The 17,490-nt window shown below is 40.0% G+C and carries 17 protein-coding genes and 1 tRNA gene; 9 read left to right on the top strand and 9 right to left on the bottom strand.

Annotated features, from left to right (window positions below):
* Positions 1–13: 13 nt before the first annotated feature.
* Both V6C71_06785 and V6C71_06780 read left to right on the top strand, forming a co-directional pair.
* Positions 14–1,414, top strand: a complete 1,401-nt coding sequence (locus V6C71_06785; GenBank protein HEY9768201.1) for a sugar porter family MFS transporter — start codon at positions 14–16, stop codon at positions 1,412–1,414.
* Positions 1,415–1,555: 141 nt separating this feature from the next.
* Positions 1,556–3,193 (top strand): iron uptake porin, encoded by a 1,638-nt coding sequence (locus V6C71_06780; GenBank protein ID HEY9768200.1) that lies wholly within the window; start codon positions 1,556–1,558, stop codon positions 3,191–3,193.
* A gap of 110 nt (positions 3,194–3,303) precedes the next feature.
* Here the strand turns inward: V6C71_06780 and V6C71_06775 are convergent.
* From V6C71_06775 to queG, 4 genes are all read right to left on the bottom strand, one after another.
* Positions 3,304–3,375: transfer RNA gene (locus V6C71_06775), tRNA-Gln, on the bottom strand.
* Between the two features lie 68 nt (positions 3,376–3,443).
* On the bottom strand, positions 3,444–4,352 hold the full coding sequence (locus tag V6C71_06770; GenBank protein HEY9768199.1) for an alpha/beta hydrolase: 909 nt from the start codon (positions 4,350–4,352) through the stop codon (positions 3,444–3,446).
* A 78-nt stretch (positions 4,353–4,430) separates the two neighbouring features.
* Positions 4,431–5,096, bottom strand: a complete 666-nt coding sequence (locus tag V6C71_06765; GenBank protein HEY9768198.1) for an HAD-IA family hydrolase — start codon at positions 5,094–5,096, stop codon at positions 4,431–4,433.
* Positions 5,097–5,173: 77 nt separating this feature from the next.
* Entirely contained in the window at positions 5,174–6,103 is a 930-nt protein-coding gene (gene queG / locus V6C71_06760; GenBank protein HEY9768197.1) for a tRNA epoxyqueuosine(34) reductase QueG, read from the bottom strand.
* Positions 6,104–6,238: 135 nt separating this feature from the next.
* Between queG and V6C71_06755 the strand changes: the two genes are divergently transcribed.
* The gene (locus V6C71_06755; protein ID HEY9768196.1) at positions 6,239–6,577 is read left to right on the top strand and encodes a hypothetical protein; all 339 of its coding nucleotides are present in this window, start codon (positions 6,239–6,241) and stop codon (positions 6,575–6,577) included.
* A 7-nt stretch (positions 6,578–6,584) separates the two neighbouring features.
* On the opposite strand, the gene V6C71_06750 is transcribed toward V6C71_06755, so the two are convergent.
* The 5 genes from V6C71_06750 to yaaA all read right to left on the bottom strand — a co-directional run bounded on the left by V6C71_06750 (position 6,585) and on the right by yaaA (position 9,485).
* Complete coding sequence (locus V6C71_06750) at positions 6,585–7,217, bottom strand: dienelactone hydrolase family protein (protein HEY9768195.1); 633 nt, start codon at positions 7,215–7,217, stop codon at positions 6,585–6,587.
* A gap of 66 nt (positions 7,218–7,283) precedes the next feature.
* Positions 7,284–7,817 (bottom strand): DinB family protein, encoded by a 534-nt coding sequence (locus V6C71_06745; GenBank protein HEY9768194.1) that lies wholly within the window; start codon positions 7,815–7,817, stop codon positions 7,284–7,286.
* A 22-nt stretch (positions 7,818–7,839) separates the two neighbouring features.
* Positions 7,840–8,103: a LysR substrate-binding domain-containing protein gene (locus V6C71_06740; GenBank protein HEY9768193.1), complete on the bottom strand. Its 264-nt coding sequence runs from the start codon at positions 8,101–8,103 to the stop codon at positions 7,840–7,842.
* A 344-nt stretch (positions 8,104–8,447) separates the two neighbouring features.
* The gene (locus V6C71_06735) at positions 8,448–8,612 is read right to left on the bottom strand and encodes a hypothetical protein (protein ID HEY9768192.1); all 165 of its coding nucleotides are present in this window, start codon (positions 8,610–8,612) and stop codon (positions 8,448–8,450) included.
* Positions 8,613–8,699: 87 nt separating this feature from the next.
* Positions 8,700–9,485, bottom strand: coding sequence for a peroxide stress protein YaaA (yaaA, locus tag V6C71_06730; GenBank protein HEY9768191.1), 786 nt, complete (start codon positions 9,483–9,485; stop codon positions 8,700–8,702).
* Positions 9,486–9,651: 166 nt separating this feature from the next.
* On the opposite strand from yaaA, the gene V6C71_06725 reads away from it, so the two are divergent.
* The 6 genes from V6C71_06725 to V6C71_06700 all read left to right on the top strand — a co-directional run bounded on the left by V6C71_06725 (position 9,652) and on the right by V6C71_06700 (position 17,271).
* On the top strand, positions 9,652–11,460 hold the full coding sequence (locus V6C71_06725; GenBank protein ID HEY9768190.1) for an ABC transporter ATP-binding protein: 1,809 nt from the start codon (positions 9,652–9,654) through the stop codon (positions 11,458–11,460).
* A gap of 104 nt (positions 11,461–11,564) precedes the next feature.
* A complete protein-coding gene (locus tag V6C71_06720; protein ID HEY9768189.1) occupies positions 11,565–11,732 on the top strand; it encodes a hypothetical protein in 168 nt (55 codons plus the stop codon).
* A gap of 649 nt (positions 11,733–12,381) precedes the next feature.
* The gene (locus V6C71_06715) at positions 12,382–14,142 is read left to right on the top strand and encodes a sedoheptulose 7-phosphate cyclase (GenBank protein ID HEY9768188.1); all 1,761 of its coding nucleotides are present in this window, start codon (positions 12,382–12,384) and stop codon (positions 14,140–14,142) included.
* A 303-nt stretch (positions 14,143–14,445) separates the two neighbouring features.
* Complete coding sequence (locus V6C71_06710) at positions 14,446–15,402, top strand: ABC transporter permease (protein ID HEY9768187.1); 957 nt, start codon at positions 14,446–14,448, stop codon at positions 15,400–15,402.
* 109 nt (positions 15,403–15,511) lie between these two features.
* Positions 15,512–16,402 (top strand): ABC transporter permease, encoded by an 891-nt coding sequence (locus V6C71_06705; protein ID HEY9768186.1) that lies wholly within the window; start codon positions 15,512–15,514, stop codon positions 16,400–16,402.
* 86 nt (positions 16,403–16,488) lie between these two features.
* Complete coding sequence (locus tag V6C71_06700) at positions 16,489–17,271, top strand: pentapeptide repeat-containing protein (GenBank protein ID HEY9768185.1); 783 nt, start codon at positions 16,489–16,491, stop codon at positions 17,269–17,271.
* Positions 17,272–17,490 lie beyond the last annotated feature (219 nt).

The raw sequence follows: 17,490 nt of genomic DNA, 5'->3' as shown, positions 1-17,490 counted from the left end.
TGAAATACAACTTATGTCAAATATTACTTCTCGCCGTAAATCCAATACTTTATATGTAATTCTAATTGCTGCTGCTGCTGCTCTTGGTGGTTTTTTGTTCGGTTTTGACACCGCAGTAATTAACGGTGCAGTTGCAGCTTTGACTACAAGTTTCAATGCTAACAGCGTATTGGTCGGTCTTGCCGTATCCCTAGCATTATTGGGGTCGGCACTAGGAGCTTTCTATGCAGGGAAAATTGCCGACCGTTATGGTCGCGTCAAGGCGATGATCGCTGCTTCGGTATTATTTACCATTAGTGCGATTGGTTCTGGACTGGCGATCGGCATCTGGGATTTTACCTTTTGGCGGCTATTAGGTGGAATTGCCGTTGGTACAGCTAGTGTAATTGCACCAGCCTACATCGCAGAATGTTCTCCAGCTCACTTACGAGGCAGACTAGGCTCGCTCCAACAGCTAGCGATTGTAATCGGTATTTTTATCGCTTTACTTTGCGACTATTTTATTGCCGTATCAGCAGGTTCGGCAGAGTCGCCATTTCTCTTTGGTATAGCCGCTTGGCGGTGGATGTTTTGGACGGAAATTCCGCCAGCCGTTCTCTATGGAATGTCTGCTCTAATGATTCCCGAATCACCACGATACTTAGTTGCTCAAGGGAAAGAATCAGAAGCAACAAAAGTTCTCACCAAAATTTTGGGGGGTAATGTTCGGCAAAAAATTGAGCAAATTCGGCAAACGGTTTTGCGAGAACGTCAACCTAAGTTTTCGGACCTCTTAAGCAGAAGTGGCGGACTCCTTCCCATCGTTTGGATCGGGATGGGCTTATCTTTACTCCAGCAATTTGTCGGTATTAACGTCATCTTTTACTACAGCAGTATTTTATGGCGAGCCGTCGGCTTTTCCGAGCAAGATTCTCTGACTATCACAGTAATTACAGCCGCAGTAAACATTATTACAACCTTAATTGCGATCGCCTTTGTTGATAAATTTGGTCGTAAACCCCTGCTCGTTCTAGGCTCGATTGGTATGACCGCTACTTTAGGAACGTTGGCATATATTTTCGGCAATGCTCCTTTAGATGCTGCGGGCAATCCTACTTTGAGTGGCACACCAGGTATTGTCGCCCTCATCGCTGCCAACCTTTACGTATTTTGTTTCGGATTTTCCTGGGGACCAGTGGTCTGGGTATTGTTAGGAGAGATGTTTAATAACAAAATTCGCGGTGCTGCCCTCTCAATTGCTGCTGCAATTCAATGGGTAGCAAACTTCGCCGTTTCTACTACTTTCCCTCCCATATTGCAATATTTTGGGCTAGGAGCTGCCTACGGTCTGTATACAATTGCTGCTGCCATCTCAATATTCTTCGTGTTCTTTTTTGTTAAAGAAACCAAGGGAATTGAGCTCGAAGATATATAAACAGTTATCAAAGTAGGGGCGAACGGCGACGCGAACTTTTAATCATGCAGGGGCATTCGCCCCTACTTGACTCCTAAATTTTAATTTTTGCTGAAGTTACTTGATGAATTTCAAACGATTTTGCATCATATCTAAAACGTAATGCTAAAAATTTTATTTATCTTTCCTATTTTCTGGTTAATATCTTCAGCAGTCTCGGCAACGCCTTTGGCAAATAATTCTATTCCAGTAGATGGAGATTATGCTAGTCGCGTCAGCGTAGGCGATCGCACTCTGCAAGCACAAGTTCCTTCAGTTTCGCAGTTATCTGATGTACGACCAACTGACTGGGCATATCAGGCTCTGCAATCATTAACCGAGCGCTATGGCTGTATTTCAGGTTATCCCGACTCTACCTATCGTGGCAACAGTACTTTGAGTCGTTATGAGTTTGCTGCCAGTTTAAATGCCTGTCTCAACCAAATTAATGAGTTAATTACCACCAGCACCAACAATCGAATCCAGGCTGAAGACTTGTCGGTACTGCAAAGATTACAGACCGATTTTGGCGCAGAGCTAGCTACTTTACGCGGACGAGTTGATAATTTAGAGTCACGTACGGCAACACTAGAGGCACAACAGTTTACAACCACTACTAAACTAAATGCTCAAATTATTACTGCCGTTAGCGATAGCTTTGGTAACAGCGTAGGCAGCGACGAAGACCAATCCCAAGTTTACTTTGCCGATCGCGGTCGTCTTAACTTTGAAAGCAGCTTTACAGGCAAAGATTTACTGCGAGTCCGTCTGGAATTCGGCAACTTTTTTGATTCTGATGGCAATAGTCAAATTGCCGCAATTACGGGTACGGGAATGACGCGCCTTAATTTCGACAATGATAGCAATAACAATCTGATAATTCCTCATGTCCGTTACTATTTTCCTGTTAGCGATTCACTCTCCTTTGTAGTAGGTCCAGTCGGCATTGGTTACACCGACATTACAGACACTATAACTCCTGCACTGATCGCGGATGATGGTAATGGAGTTCCCTCACTATTTGGCTCATATAATCCCCTGTTTCGTCGAGGTGGCGGTGGTGCTGCTGCTAATTGGGAGTTTACTGAAAACTTCAACTTAACTCTAGGTTATTTAGCAGATAATCCTGATTCTCCTTTGCCAGAAAACGGTTTATTTAACGGCGGTTACAACGCCTTAGCGCATCTAGCATACATAGGAGAGCAAGGAGCTATTGGTGTTGCCTATTCTCACGGTTATGCTCCTAGTGCTGGAGTAAATCTTACTGGCGGAACGGGTAGCCTTCTTTCTGCATCTCCCTTTGGCGATAATATTGCGACTTCTAATGACATTATTGGCACGCAAGGATTTTATCGCTTTTCGGAGAATTTCCAAATTCACGCTTGGGGTGGATATATCTGGGCAAATGCTAAGAATTCTGGTTTGAGTGCAATTGCTAATGGTTTAGGTGAAACCGATTCTCTTTTCGTCAACGAGGGTGATGATGCAAATGCCTGGTATGGGGCAGTTGGTCTTTCTTTTCCCGACTTTGGCGGTGAAGGCAATCTACCTGGAATTCTCTTTGGTATACCACCTCATGTTGATTCTAGCGATGTCCGTGAAGAAAATGATCGTGCTTACCATATCGAAGCATTTTATCGCTTGCGGGTCAATGATAATATTTCAGTGACTCCAGGTTTGTGGACGATTTTTAATCCAGAAAATAATAGCAGTAATGATACACAGTATGTAGGAGTTCTTCGGACAACTTTTGATTTTTAACTTTTATTTTTAACAGGGTGAGCGAGAATTGCCCCACCTCAACAAAAATGAGTTGGTGCGCAACGATCGGCAAAAGCTGGCAATCAAAGATCAAAAATACTGTATTTAAACTGGGGTGCTAGGATTCGAACCTAGGAATGTCGATACCAAAAACCGATGCCTTACCACTTGGCGACACCCCAACGTTTTACAACAAAGTTAGTATAGCAATTCCTTACCCAAGTTTGTCAAGTAAATGGAGTAAAAATCTTTAGATGTTTTGAGAAGTATGTTTTTGAATGTCTTTGATTACTTGACGTAAACCCCTGGCGTGGATTAAACCAACATAGCCAGCGTAAAGACATTGCTGTTGCTTGCCAAGATACACATGATTGACTCCTAAAGGGTTTTTCCAGGTATGGAGAGTATTGTCATCAGGAAAACTAGCAATAATTTGCGATCGCTTAAAATCATGATAGCTGGTATCAGTCATTCCTGGTATAGAACGTAAGCGTCGAATAAACTGATTGGTAAGATCTTCTTGCGGCGGTAAACCTAATTGGGGATTTGCCCAAAAGTTTTGCACGATCGCAATCATATCGGGATGATATCGCATCGCGTTGTGCGGAATACCAGATATTAGCAGCCAGTTACTAAAGTCAAACTTGGTATTTTCCACAGTTACTAAACCATCAGTACCCATACCAATTTCGCTAGCGACGGAAAGAGTCGGAATTTGTCGAGCAATTTTTTCGGCTATGTTACGGCGATTCTTACCTAAATCTCTGGCTGTACCGATACCAATGTTCAAAGGATCGACGATCCGAGCTATATTTGAACCGCCCACAGGAGAACCAAGTAAAATTAAGGAGTGAATTTTTTGCCACCACTGAGGGTTACGATTTAATACTTCTAACCACATTAAACCACCCATAGAATGTCCCACTATTTTGATTGGGATATCAGGATAGTTGTTGATTGCTGCGGTGGCAATTTGTTCTAATTGTTTAATTAAGGGTTCAATTCTAATAAAAGTTTTAATTAATCCCAAGCTAGGTGCAATAATCATCGTCTCAGGATTGGCTGCTGCTTTGGCGAATCTGCCTAGGCAATTACCTGTATCAGCCCATCCATGTTGCGCAAACAATAAGAATTGAGGATTGTTATGACCTACTGCCATCGAAAATTACTTGAAGCCTCGACTGATTACATTTCTTTAACGTCAATAAGTAATTATAGATCGGTAAAAATTAAAAAATTAATTAACTGTAGTTTTTGCTCGCTGAGACTGCCAAAGTGCGATCGCATCTAATAATTCTGAGGGATTATTTACCACGTAATCTGGTTGGTATTCCGCTAAAATTTGAGCAGAATTAAAGCCCCAACTTACAGCAATCACAGGGATACGGCTTTTTCTAGCCGATCTAATATCTCTAGTTTCATCTCCAACATAAATTACCTCAGATTTATTTAATGCATGTTCTTTAATTGCTTGATTAATTACTCGATGTTTACCAAAAATACCCGTGCTAGAGTATATGTAGCGAAATAAATGGTTTAATTTATTTTTAGCTAAAAATATCTCGACATTGTCTTGATGATTAGAAGTGACAATACCTAAAACATAGCCTTGATTTTTTAAATTTAATAAAGCCTGATTTATATCGACAATTGGCTCTAATTCAGCAATTTCTTTGCTTAATTCTAGTCGAATCCGCCGGACTAAAAAAGGTAATTTAAATAGGGATATTTCTGAACGTTGAACTATTTCGCGGGAGCTTAAATTTTTAATTAATAATAATTCTTCTGAATCTAATGCTTTATAACCAAACTCAGTTGATAATTGATTAGTAATATTGGCGATCGCTTGGTAAGTATCAGCAACAGTACCATCAAAGTCAAATAAAATTACCTTAGCAGTCATTGAATTTTCAGTATAGGGGTAATTAATTATGTCAATTATAGTCAGTAAAAATTATAATATTTGTCAAATAAAAACAATTATTTCTCTTTATTCAGATTAGCACGAGCATTGCGTCGCCACATATCTGGCTTGATTCTTCTGAGGGCTGAGGCGCGAAAACGCCGATCCCACTCTGCTTCATCTAAATCGGCTAATTCTTTTAGCTGTGGCTGAAGATTAGCCTCGTAAGGCTGAAAATCATCAACATCCGTTTCTCGAGCAAAACGTTGATTCCAAGGACAAACATCCTGACAAATATCACACCCCGCCACCCATCCCGAAAGATTATCGGCGATCGCCTTGGGTAATTCTGAATCACGATTTTCAATTGTATGGTAAGCAATGCAACGATTGGCATCGACCACATGAGGCTTAACAATCGCACCAGTAGGGCAAGCGTCTAAACAGCGCGTACAGGTACCACAATGACTGGTATGAGGTAGATCGGGAGTTAGTTCTAAATTAGTCAAAACTTCTCCCAAAAATATCCAACTGCCATATTTACGAGTAATTAGGTTACCATTTTTGGCAATCCAGCCTAAACCCGCGCGCTGCGCCCAAACCTTATCCTGAATTGGGGCAGTATCTACCGAATAACGAGCCTGAATAGATTCATCTTGCGATCGCAACCAGTTACTCAGAATCTTGAGCTTTTTGACCATGACTTTATGATAATCTCTGCCCCAGCCATAACGAGAGATTTTGGCAATTTCAGGACGATCGCAATGCTGGTGGGGAGTATAATAATTCAGAGCCACAGAAATTAGCGATCGCACTTCAGGCATATAGGCACGAATATCTGCTCTTTTTGGGTTTGCCATCCAAGCCAGATCAGCCTGGTAGCCTAAAGCCAGCCAGTTTTGCAGATGTTCTGCTGCCTTGTCTTGATGGTTATCTATTGTTGCTATACCAACTAAATGAAATCCAATATCGATCGCTTTGTGTTTGATTTGGGAACTATCGATCATTAGTTACGTCTCATCTGATTTAACTTACTAGTTATTAGCTTTTAAATACTTTTGCTTAAGATCAACAGCTAAAAGAATAGATAATTAACTGTTAAATTCAACCAAGTCTAGCCAAAAAAAACTATTGCGATCGCTATGCAACATTTCTACTCTTCTTTATTAAGCTTATCTTTATTCGCTACCGGTGGGATGGCAGTTGCCGAGGGAACTGTTAATGCTCAAAAAGCAAATCAATACCCAGCAGAATTTGTTCAAAATTATAATCAAGAATGTATCCAAACCTCTTTGGAAGAAGGATTAGAGGAAGGTGAAGCTAAAAGATTGTGTGATTGCACAATCGACGAGTTTGAACGGCAATACAATCTTCAGGAATTTCAACGGTTAACCGCAGCTGCGGCAACAGATCAAAAAGCCGAGACGGCTTTGGTTGAGGTAGGACAATTTTGTTTTGAACAGATTTTATATGAGCAATAATTCAGCCCTAATTTTGCCGCTCGATAACCCGATCTGTTATAAACTGTTTGAACAGTGCGATCGCTGGTTCTTGAACTTCATGAGCCATATCAAATTCGTGATATTGCACATTTACGCCAATCTTGGTTAATTCATCCCTAGCTTTGATAGCAGCCTGTAGAGGTACTACAAAATCTTGTTTGCCGTGGATAATCGAAGTGGGTGGAAAAACCCGTTCTTCTTTTGGCTGAGGTTGGTAATGTAAATATCCACTAAAGCTACATAGAGCAGCCAAAGGCAAAGTTAAGCCGACGTCTAACGTCATTGCTCCTCCCTGAGAAAAACCAGCTAAAACTGTCCGATTAAGCGGTACTCCTGTAGAGGCTTCTAGAGAGTTTAACCAATTGAATAATAACTTGCGGCTTTGGGCTAAACCCGTAAATTCTTGGTTTTCCAGAGCATACCATGCCCTGCCACCTGGCACTTGAAAATGGTCGAAGGGCGCATTGGGGAAAAAGTAGCCAAAGCCATTCAGGTTAAGCACTTTAGCAAAAGGAACAAAGTCTTGATAATTAGCTCCCCAACCATGTAACACCACGAGTAAATAGGTTGGTTTGTCGCCATTGGGCATTACAGAAATAGCTTCAATATTTGGTATCATGAGTTACTGTAGATCGGCACGTAAATTCTTGTCTCAACATTTTTCAGCATATATCAGCATATAACTTTACTGTTCACAAATAATCATCAATAAGTCAGTTACTCCCAAATCTAATCCCTGCTGACTGATTAAAGTAGAGATTTGTCCTCGATGATGAGTTTGATGATTAAAAAAGTGCTGTATTAGTTGCCCAAAGTTTTTCTTGTATTGCTTTCCTTTGGTATCGGTGTATGGCAAACTACTCTCTAGATCTTCTGACTCAATTTCTTGACACCAATCAATCACAATCATATCTAATTTTTGCCTGAGCTGAGCCAAAGTTTCTAGGTTATTGGAGACTGTTTGATCTAATGCTCGATAGCTATTCAATTCTGGTAGTTTATTTAAGCTTCGATATTGTTTTAAATGCTGGGCAAACCGTCTCAGCCAAATCACATCTGCGACATAAATATGATTTAGAGTTCCTAAAATCGAGTCGAAAAATGCTCCTTGGTTTTGTTGAATTTTTTGTTCGCCCAACTGTTGAGCTACTTGATAAACTTTCTGATTCATCAATTGATTATATTGGCTCATTAACTGTAAGTTAGACAAAAGGCTCATTGGTAATATTATTAAATTACTATTATTTAACCAGCCGAAAGTGTTGTTTAAAAAAATCGATGAAAACCTTAACCCGAAGCGGGAGATAGGTACAACAGGGATAGACAAGCCAAGCTGAAGTATCAAAAACTGTGGCAGTAACTTCATAGTTTGGCAATATTTTAATTAGTTTACCAGCCTCAATTTCTCGCTCAATTAACCAGTGAAGAAGCAGTGCTATTCCCATTCCGACGATCGCACATTCCTTTAAACCAATAGCATTAGAAATAATAGTACGCCCGCTCACAAATACTTCAGATACTTTCCCCTGCTTACTTCTAAAAATCCAGCGCTATCTAAACCCAGCCAAAAGAAACAACAAACAATTTGAGCTTGTAGAAAAAGACTTCAGTTACGCCTTGAAAACTGCCCAAGTAAATAATGCAAAAATGGCGCTAGTACAAACGACACAACAAATTTATCTGACAGCGATCGAGCAGGGATACGGTGCTGATAATATTACTGGAATCGCTCAAATATATACCTGCTGAGATTGTCAACTATCTTGACCTGAGATGGAATAAGCGGCGCGACGTAAAGAACCACTCTCTTGTTTGCTTCAGAAGCTGCGACTCACACCGCGAAGGACTTTTATCTTGCGGAAGTATCCTCGTCTTCTAGTTGCGATCGAGCAAAATCCTTGTCTGTTAATGCTTCACGGATTAATTGTTTGGCTACTTCTTCAGCAAATAAACCTTGAGTTCTTCTGTACCAAGTATTCGTGGGAATCAGTAAAATCACTAAAGCTAAGGACACAATATTACCTAATATCAATGCACAAAGCAGATATCTTCAATTTAATTTAACTATTTAGGCTTGTAGATCTAGTTTTAAAAAGCAGTATTATGATGAGCGAATAAAAACTAAATTATTATCTTTTGACATTTCGGCACTATAACTATACCCAGCTTCACTAAAATTTTTAAGATCTTCGACCTTTTTCAAGCGCTGTTTAATAATATATGCTGCCATCATGCCGCGAGCTTTTTTAGCATAGAAGCTAATTATTTTATATTTATCTTTTTGCCAATCTTTAAACACGGGAGTAATAATATTTCCCTGGAGTAACTTCGGTTTTACTGCTTTAAAATATTCTTGGGAAGCTAGATTAACGATAATTTTACTGTCTAACTTTTCTAATTGTCGATCGATCGCTTGACTTAACTTGTCCTGCCAAAAATCATAGAGAGTATCAGCAGATAAATTTTTTAGGTTGGAATGCGCTAACTTTGTCCCCATTTCTAGTCTATAGGGTTGAATTAAATCTAATGGTCGCAGCACTCCGTATAGTCCTGATAGAATCCTGAGATGCTCTTGGGCAAAGTCAAAGTCTTGTTGTTCAAAGCGATCGACATTCATCCCTTGATAAACATCTCCCTGAAATGCTAGCAAAGCCTGTTTAGCATTAGTGTTATCGGAAGATGGCTGCCAAGTCTGATAACGAGATGCGTTTAACTCGCCTAGTTTGTCACTAATTTTCATAATTGATGTAATTTCTACCGCCGATAACTGTTGCAGTTGCTTGACTAAAACTTGGGTATCGGATAAAAACTCTGGTTGAGAAAAGCGATCGCACTTCGCAGGGGTTTCAAAATCTAAGGTTTTAGCTGGGGAGATTAGTATCAGCACTTATCTAAAAATAAAGCTTAAATTATGCTCAATCTTCATTTTAGTCTCGACAGTGCTGCTTAATTGGCATTCGCTATTTTCAATTGTGTATCAAGACTGAAGCAACTAGATTTATGATGTATCTAAAAATGAGCTAGATTAAATAAACCAAAGACTGAAGAACAATTTGACGACTTCGAGCAGACGATTTCAAGACATCCTGATTAATATTGCTTTGCTGTTGCGCCTGGTATGGCAAGCTACTCCAGTTTATTTATTTTTATCCTTGGCGGTAACGGGTTTTCAGTCATTGATACCAGCTTTGATCTTGTTGATCGATAAAACAATTGTCGATATGGTGATTGCTAATTGGGGTAATGCTGATTTTGTCTGGCGACCATTAATAATCTTGGTGGTAGCGCGCTTTGGAGTTAGTTTACTGGGAGGAATTTTCAATCAGATTAATCTTTACGTAGCGCAGATTTTTAACGATCGCTTGGTGCTTCATGCTAATTACGTTTTGTTAGAAAAGTCTACTCAGCTAGATTTGGCTCATTTTGAATCTTCAGAATTTTATGACACCCTAACTCGCGCTCAAAATAGCGGTAGTACCTACCCTGTGAGAGTGCTTAAGCTGTTTACGGATTTATTTGGTCAGGCAATTACTTTAGTTAGCTTACTAGGATTGCTATTGCAGTTTAATGTAGCAATCATCCCCTTGTTAGTATTTACTACCCTTCCTGCTTTTTGGACGAGCATTGTTTATTCAGGGAGGCGGTTTTGGATGATGCGCTTGGAGACGGAAAGCGGCCGATTATCTGACTACATTCAACGGGTTTTAACCGATCCTAGTTTTGCTAAAGAAGTGCGTTTGTTTAATCTTGGCAGACATTTATTAGGCAAATGGGCAGAGATTCGGACAGATTTTAACGCCAAGTCGGCGGCGATCGCTTCTGAGTATGCCAGAATGCGGGGTTTGTCGGGCATCTTGGTTAACAGTGGGTTTTATATTGCTTACGGTTGGACATTGATTAAAGCCATTACAGGTGTTATTTCAGTCGGCGACTTTACGATGTATACGGGGGCATTTAGCCAAGCGCAACAGCTATTACCTTCAATACTCGAAAATTTGGCGAGAATCTACGAATCAAATCTTTATGTCTCGCAATACTTTGAATTTCTCAATCTTCAGCCCAAAGTAACCAACGCAACTCATCCGCAGTCTTTTCCACAACCAATTAAACGAGGATTATCGCTCAAAGATGTCACCTTTACTTATCCAGGGGCAAACCAACCCACGCTGCGTAACTTGAGTTTGGATATAGATCCAGGAGAAAGTATTGCTTTAGTCGGTTTAAATGGTGCAGGAAAAACTACTTTACTAAAGCTGCTTACCAGACTATACGATGTCGATTCGGGCATAATTACGATTGACGGTATACCTCTACAAAACATCAAGCTGTCTGAGTTACACACTAATATTGGGGTATTAAACCAAGATTTTGCCCGTTATCAGCTCAGTGCTAAAGACAACATCGGCTTTGGCAATTTATCAGAAAGCGAAAACCAGCTACGTATCGAACAAGCAGCCCTAGATTCTGGGGCAGATCGTGTGGTAAAAACCCTAGAGAAAGGTTATCAAACTCGTTTAGGCAAAATGTTCAAGGGAGGAGTAGACCTTTCTGGCGGACAATGGCAAAAAATTGGTATGGCAAGAGCGTTTATGACCGATGCACCAATCCTAATTTTAGATGAACCAACGGCTGCTTTAGATGCGATCGCCGAATATGAATTGTTTGCCAAGTTTCGGGCATTAACCGCAGGTAAAATGACTTTTTTTGTCAGTCACCGTTTCTCTACTGTACAGTTAGCTAATCGTATTGTAGTTTTGGAAAACAGTCGAATTATTGAAGTTGGCTCACATCAAGAATTAATCGCCCAAAATGGTTTGTATGCTGAAATGTTTCGCCTACAAGCATCTAGTTATAATTTATAAACAATTGTTGTTTAATAACAATCTTTAATAATTCAATCCCAAAAATTGCTCACAAGTAAGTATTTTCCGATATAAGTATAAAAAAATTCTTATTCGGAAATTTTATGAAGCAAAATTTATACCATAAAAAGCTATTAGAGTCTTTAAATAAATTTGTGCAATATATGCGCGCACTCGATTTAGCTGATAATCCTAAGCTAGTCTCTCAGCTAGTTTTGAGGTGGACAAAAGCTCAACCATTATTAACTAAAAAGCTTTTAGAGTATATTTAATCGCTCAAAGCAAATTTCAAACGGCTTTAGATCTAGAAAAAAATAATCCAGAAGCTTTATGACTAACCCTGATTTTTCGGTCAATGGTGCGACTGGTAGATTTCGGTTTAAACAACAGGCGATCGCCTTGGCAAACTACAGCTTGCTTACATTGCTAAATTAGACCCCAACTCAGATCGATATCAGTTTTTACAGCTAGATCTTAAAAGCAAAATTTAGCGTTATCTCAATACCAGTCTGAACAACAGGCGATCGCTCAAATTAATTTCGTTGAATATACGGATAAATTTGTCAGCAATAGATGATTTATAGTTACTATGTATAATAGGTGTTTAACATTTACTTATAATTTTTCTTGATTATTCCTCAAATAATCTCTTATATAGCTATGGTGCTTGACATTGTGCTGCTTTTTTATTGCAGTGCAGTCTTGCTTGGACATTGTTTTGAGCGCAATTTTAAGAATCGAGTAATATTTGCTGTAGATGAAAAAGCATTAAAATTGTGTTTTTTAATATCATGATCTGCATCCAAAAAGTATTTTCGTAAAATTTTGTTAATTTTTTTGAACAATCATGTTAATTTAATTTAAGCAGGGACTTACACAACCCTAAATAATCTTGCACATACCTTTTTTTCGGAATTAATAATGACAAAGACTTCCTCAGCAGTTAAGGCATTTATCTCCATGCATGACTGTGAGCCTCTGGCGTATCAAAACATCGACAACGCCGTAGAAAATATTTGTTGTAGCGAGCAATTTAGAAGCTTACTTCTTTCATTAATTGAAAGCCCGGCCTTCTCCCAAGAATTAGGGTCAGAGTTTGCTGCGGCAGAAGCAGTGGAAGGTTTATCAGCCTGTCGTAAGCTTCGGAGTTGCCTCAATCTATCTCTGAGTAACTTTTTTGGTCTATTGGCAGAGCTTATTGCTGCTTTTGATCGAGCTGCTGGCGCAGAATGGTATACGTTTGCTAATAAAATACACACATCTGAAGTTGGCAAAATCAAACTGCTCGATTACTTATTAAACAGCACAGACCAAGACTTTTATCGAGATTTAGCGGAACGTTTGGTTGAGTCCAACCCTCATGCCATATATCCAACTTCTAACTATCGTGAAAGCCGTGGATATGTCGAAAGTACCGCAGATGACCAAACCATTGAAGCAGTGATGAGGTCTAGCACCTTTACTTCAATTAAAGTTATTGACAACTCTCTTAATCATGAACAATCGATTTTAAGAGATATGTATGTCTCTCATGGACGCTGCGTGTGTTTAGTAGATCAAAATGTGGAGCGTTACTATGGCGAACAGATCGAGCATTATTTTGATTATCATGGTATTGAATTAGACAAGCTAGTATACCGTGCCATGGAAGTAGATAAAGGGATCTACACGGTTGAAAAAATGCTCGGCGATCTCAAGCGTTTAGGGGTATCTCGCAACGAACCTGTATTGATAGTTGGCGGTGGCGTGCTTGCCGATACCGCTGGACTAGCCTGTGCTTTATATCATCGCAACACCCCATATATAATGCTGTCTACCTCAATTGTGGCAGGTATCGATGCAGGACCTTCTCCTCGAACCTGCTGTGATGGCTTTGGCTATAAAAATCTTTTTGGGGCTTATCATCCACCCGTGCTATCAATTACCGATCGCTATTTCTTTAAAACTTTAAGAGAAGGATGGTTGCGTCACGGCATCATTGAAATCATCAAAATGGCAGTAACCAAAGATGCCGAGTTATTTAACTATTTGGAACAGGCTGGACCACGGCTCATTGAAACTCGTTTTGGTACGGTCGATTGCCAACCAGAAGCTGAAATCAACGACCTATCCCAAAAGATTTTAGGAGCTGCTCTACGGAGTTATGTAGCGGCGGAGTACGACAATCTTTATGAGACTCATCAGTGTCGTCCTCACGCCTATGGTCATACTTGGTCGCCTGGATTTGAGATTGAAGCTGGTTTACTACACGGACACGCCGTTTCGATTGGCATGGGCTTTGGAGCTTATTTGAGTTATCGCCTAGACTGGATTAGCGAAGAGCAATTCCAGAAAATTATGCGCTTAATTAGTTCCTTTGGATTAAGTCTCTGGCACGATATTATGCTCAAAACCGAAACCCTGTGGTCATCACAAGTAAAAATCGTCCAGAAGCGCGGTGGTAATTTGGCTGCACCACTACCCAAAGGTGAAATTGGTCAATGTGGCTATCTCAACTCCTTAACTCGTGAAGAACTAGATAGTGCGATCGCCGAATATCAAAAAATCTGTGAAGATTACCCCAGAAGAGGTTTAGGTATTGAACCTCACTGTAGCGATGTCGGGCTTGAAGATCCTTCCACCGTAGCTCATGCTCCCGCAAAATCTTCGTCTTTAGAAGAACCAACACTTTCAGCCGTTTAAATCGACAATTTTAGATAAATGTCAATAATCAATTTGGTATCGTCAACAAATATTGTTTGTTGGTTTTATGGATTGGTAACTGCTCTAGCTCCTGATAATTAATTTTTTTATCCAGAGGAGAAAATACGGCTCAACCACTGAGGGATTTTTTGACCATAGTACAGGTTTATTTTCCGCAGCCTTAAGACGGTATAAAATGTCTGCGCTTAGAAACGATCTATATCCTTACTTACGCAGACATAATTTTATCTATAAAAAATAACTATGGTAAATTGATGCTTTAAAAACTACGATATATTTACCATGGAGCATTTTTTCGTTAAAAGACTGGTAGCAATGATACCGACTTTAGTCGCGATCAGTATGATTATTTTTGCCATACTATCATTAGCACCAGGAGACCCTTTAGGAGAATTTGCCTCTAATCCTGCTATTACAGCTGAAGTTAGAGAAAACATCCGTAAATCATTAGGTTTAGATCGACCCGCTTACATTCGTTATTTCAAGTGGCTAGGCTCATTTATTCAAGGAGATATGGGTTACTCTTTTAATAGTAGAAGCCCCGTATCACAATTATTATGGCAACGTTTACCAACTACTCTCTTCATCGTCGGTTCTGCCTATATTTTAGGTTTATTAATTGCTTTTCCTTTGGGAATAATTTCGGCTATTAAACGCTACTCAACTATAGACCAAATAATCACCACGATCGCCTTTTTAGGATTTTCTATTCCGCCTTTTTTTACAGGTTTACTCTTTATTATTATTTTTAGCGTTCAGCTTCGTTGGTTTCCTTTTATCTTCAATAGCACCCTACAGGTAACAGACTGGCAAAGTGCGATCGCTCAAGTTAAACAATCGATTATGCCCATATCTGTGTTGGCTTTGTATCATGCAGCGATTTTGATGCGCTTTATTCGTTCGGCATTTTTAGATGAATTGAAACAAGAATACGTTACAACAGCTTTAGCTAAAGGATTGAGTAAATTTGCCGTAATTAAAAATCATCTCTTGCGTAATGCTCTAATTCCCGTAGTCACCCTAATTGCTTTAGATATTCCCACTGTTTTTACTGGTGCGCTGGTAACAGAGCAGGTTTTTCGCGTACCAGGTATCGGCGCATTATTAATTGAGTCGATCTACCGCAGCGATACCCCGGTGGTCATGGCAATCACATTTATTTACGCCATTCTCATCGTGCTATTTAACTTGATCGCGGATTTAGTTTATGCAGCACTCGATCCCAGAGTTAAGTATTAAAGTTGCATGGTGGACAAAAAAAAGCGTTTTCAGCTTTTATGTACAATGATGTGTACAGCTATATTCAAGATAAATTTTAGAAGATTAATGATCGAGCGGTATTTTGGATATGGATTCTGTTAAGCAAGCTCAAAGCAATTTGTGGCTAGATAGTTGGCAAAAATTTAAGCGCGATCGCTCTGCTGTTTTTGGCTTAATTATTATGGCAGTTATTACTTTGGCGGTAGTTTTTGCTCCTTGGCTTTATACAACTCCCGTGGACACAATTGACTTTTTAGCATCGGCTGCGCCTCCTAGCTGGTCGCATCCTTTGGGAACTGACTCTTTGGGACAAGACCAATTAGCGCGGATTTTACAAGGGGGAAGAGTATCTTTAACCGTTGGCGTGGCCTCGATGCTGGTGACAATATTTCTGGGGACAATTATTGGGGCGATCGCTGGATTTTATGGCGGTGTTGTTGACGGGACATTGATGCGAATTACCGACTTATTTTTAGCATTACCTCAGTTACCTTTATTGCTGCTCATTGTTTATTTGTTTCGTGAATCCATGAAAAAGCTCGTAGGCGCAGAATTAGGTGTGTTTATTTTAATTGTGCTGTTGATCGGTGGTTTAAATTGGATGTCGGTAGCAAGGTTAGTTAGAGGTAATTTCTTAAAACTAAGAGAGATGGAATTTGTCAGCGCAGCCAAAGCGATCGGTGCTAAACCGAGTAGGTTAATTTGGGTTCACCTGTTTCCTAACGTTCTCAGCATCATTATTGTTGCTGCTACTCTCGCAGTTGGTAACGCGATTATCACCGAGTCTACCCTTAGCTTTTTAGGCTTAGGTTTCCCTCCTGATGTCCCTACCTGGGGAAGAATGTTATTTGATGCTAAAGATTATCTAGAATCTGCTCCCTACATGGCAATTTTTCCAGGAATGGCAATATTTTTAACCGTGCTTAGTATTAACTATATTGGTGATGGACTTAGGGATGCTTTCGATCCAAAAAGTTAAGTAGTGAGTTTTTAAAATAATCTGAACCAAGTTGATTTAGAACATAGAGGCTAGAATGGCGAAATCTTTGCTCTATTTTAAAGCCTATGAAACCGCTACTATTAACCGGAATAACTACCTTAATTACTATTGCTATATCTATACCTATTCAGGCAGAAAGCTTGAGCGATCTAAACCAGCTTTTAAGTAGTAAAAAATGCGCTCAATGTGATCTTACTAATGCTGGTTTAGTGCAGGCTAACCTCACAGGATCCGATCTAGTTCAAGCAAATTTGGCAGGGGCAAATCTAAGTCAAGCAAATTTAGCCGGGGCAAATCTTCAGGGTGCTAATTTAACTGGGACATCACTTCATGGCGCAAATTTAACAGGAGCAAATTTAACTGGCGCAAACTTAGCCGGGGCAGATCTAAGAAATGCTTACGTCGGTAATGCTAATTTAGCCGAAGTAGATTTAGATTCTGCTTATTTAGAAGGTATCAAGGGTCTTTCACTAACCGCTGCTTCTGCCGAACAATTTCATCGCTGGGGAGTACAAGAAGCCGAACGAGGCAATTATGATGGTGCGATCGCCAATTATCGTAAAGCAATTAAGCTCGATCCAGAATTAGCACCTGCTTACTTGGGTTTAGCGATTATTCAATATGAGTTTGATCGTCGAGCAGAAGCCGAACAAAATACTAAAATAGCTGCTAAGCTGTTTAAACAACAAAAGCATCAGTTAGGTTATCAAACGGCGACTAATTTTCAGCAAAAAATGGCTTTAATTAAAGAAGCAGAAGATAACGTTGCCGAACAAGAGGGAGGCATGGGACATATAGGCAAGTTTATGGGCAGCGTCGGCTCATTATTATTGCAATTTTTACTTTAGATAACTTACAGCCGTTTTCAGTTGAATAGACTACGTTTTCTTGAAGCAGTCTATCACGGATACCGCTTCGCATATCGCTCATGGGGCGGCGGCTTTTGAGTAAGAAGATTCTTACTCAACCTCGACAGTTCCTATAACGGGGGGAACCCCCGCAACGGACTGTCTCGCAAAACGCGCCTTGCTTGCACCGCTTAGTTTGGTGGAAACCCCCAAGACCGC

This window comes from Coleofasciculaceae cyanobacterium (assembly GCA_036703275.1).
GTDB lineage: Bacteria > Cyanobacteriota > Cyanobacteriia > Cyanobacteriales > Xenococcaceae > Waterburya.
Note: the sequence above shows the minus strand (reverse complement) of the source record. Positions and strands in the feature narration are given on the sequence as shown.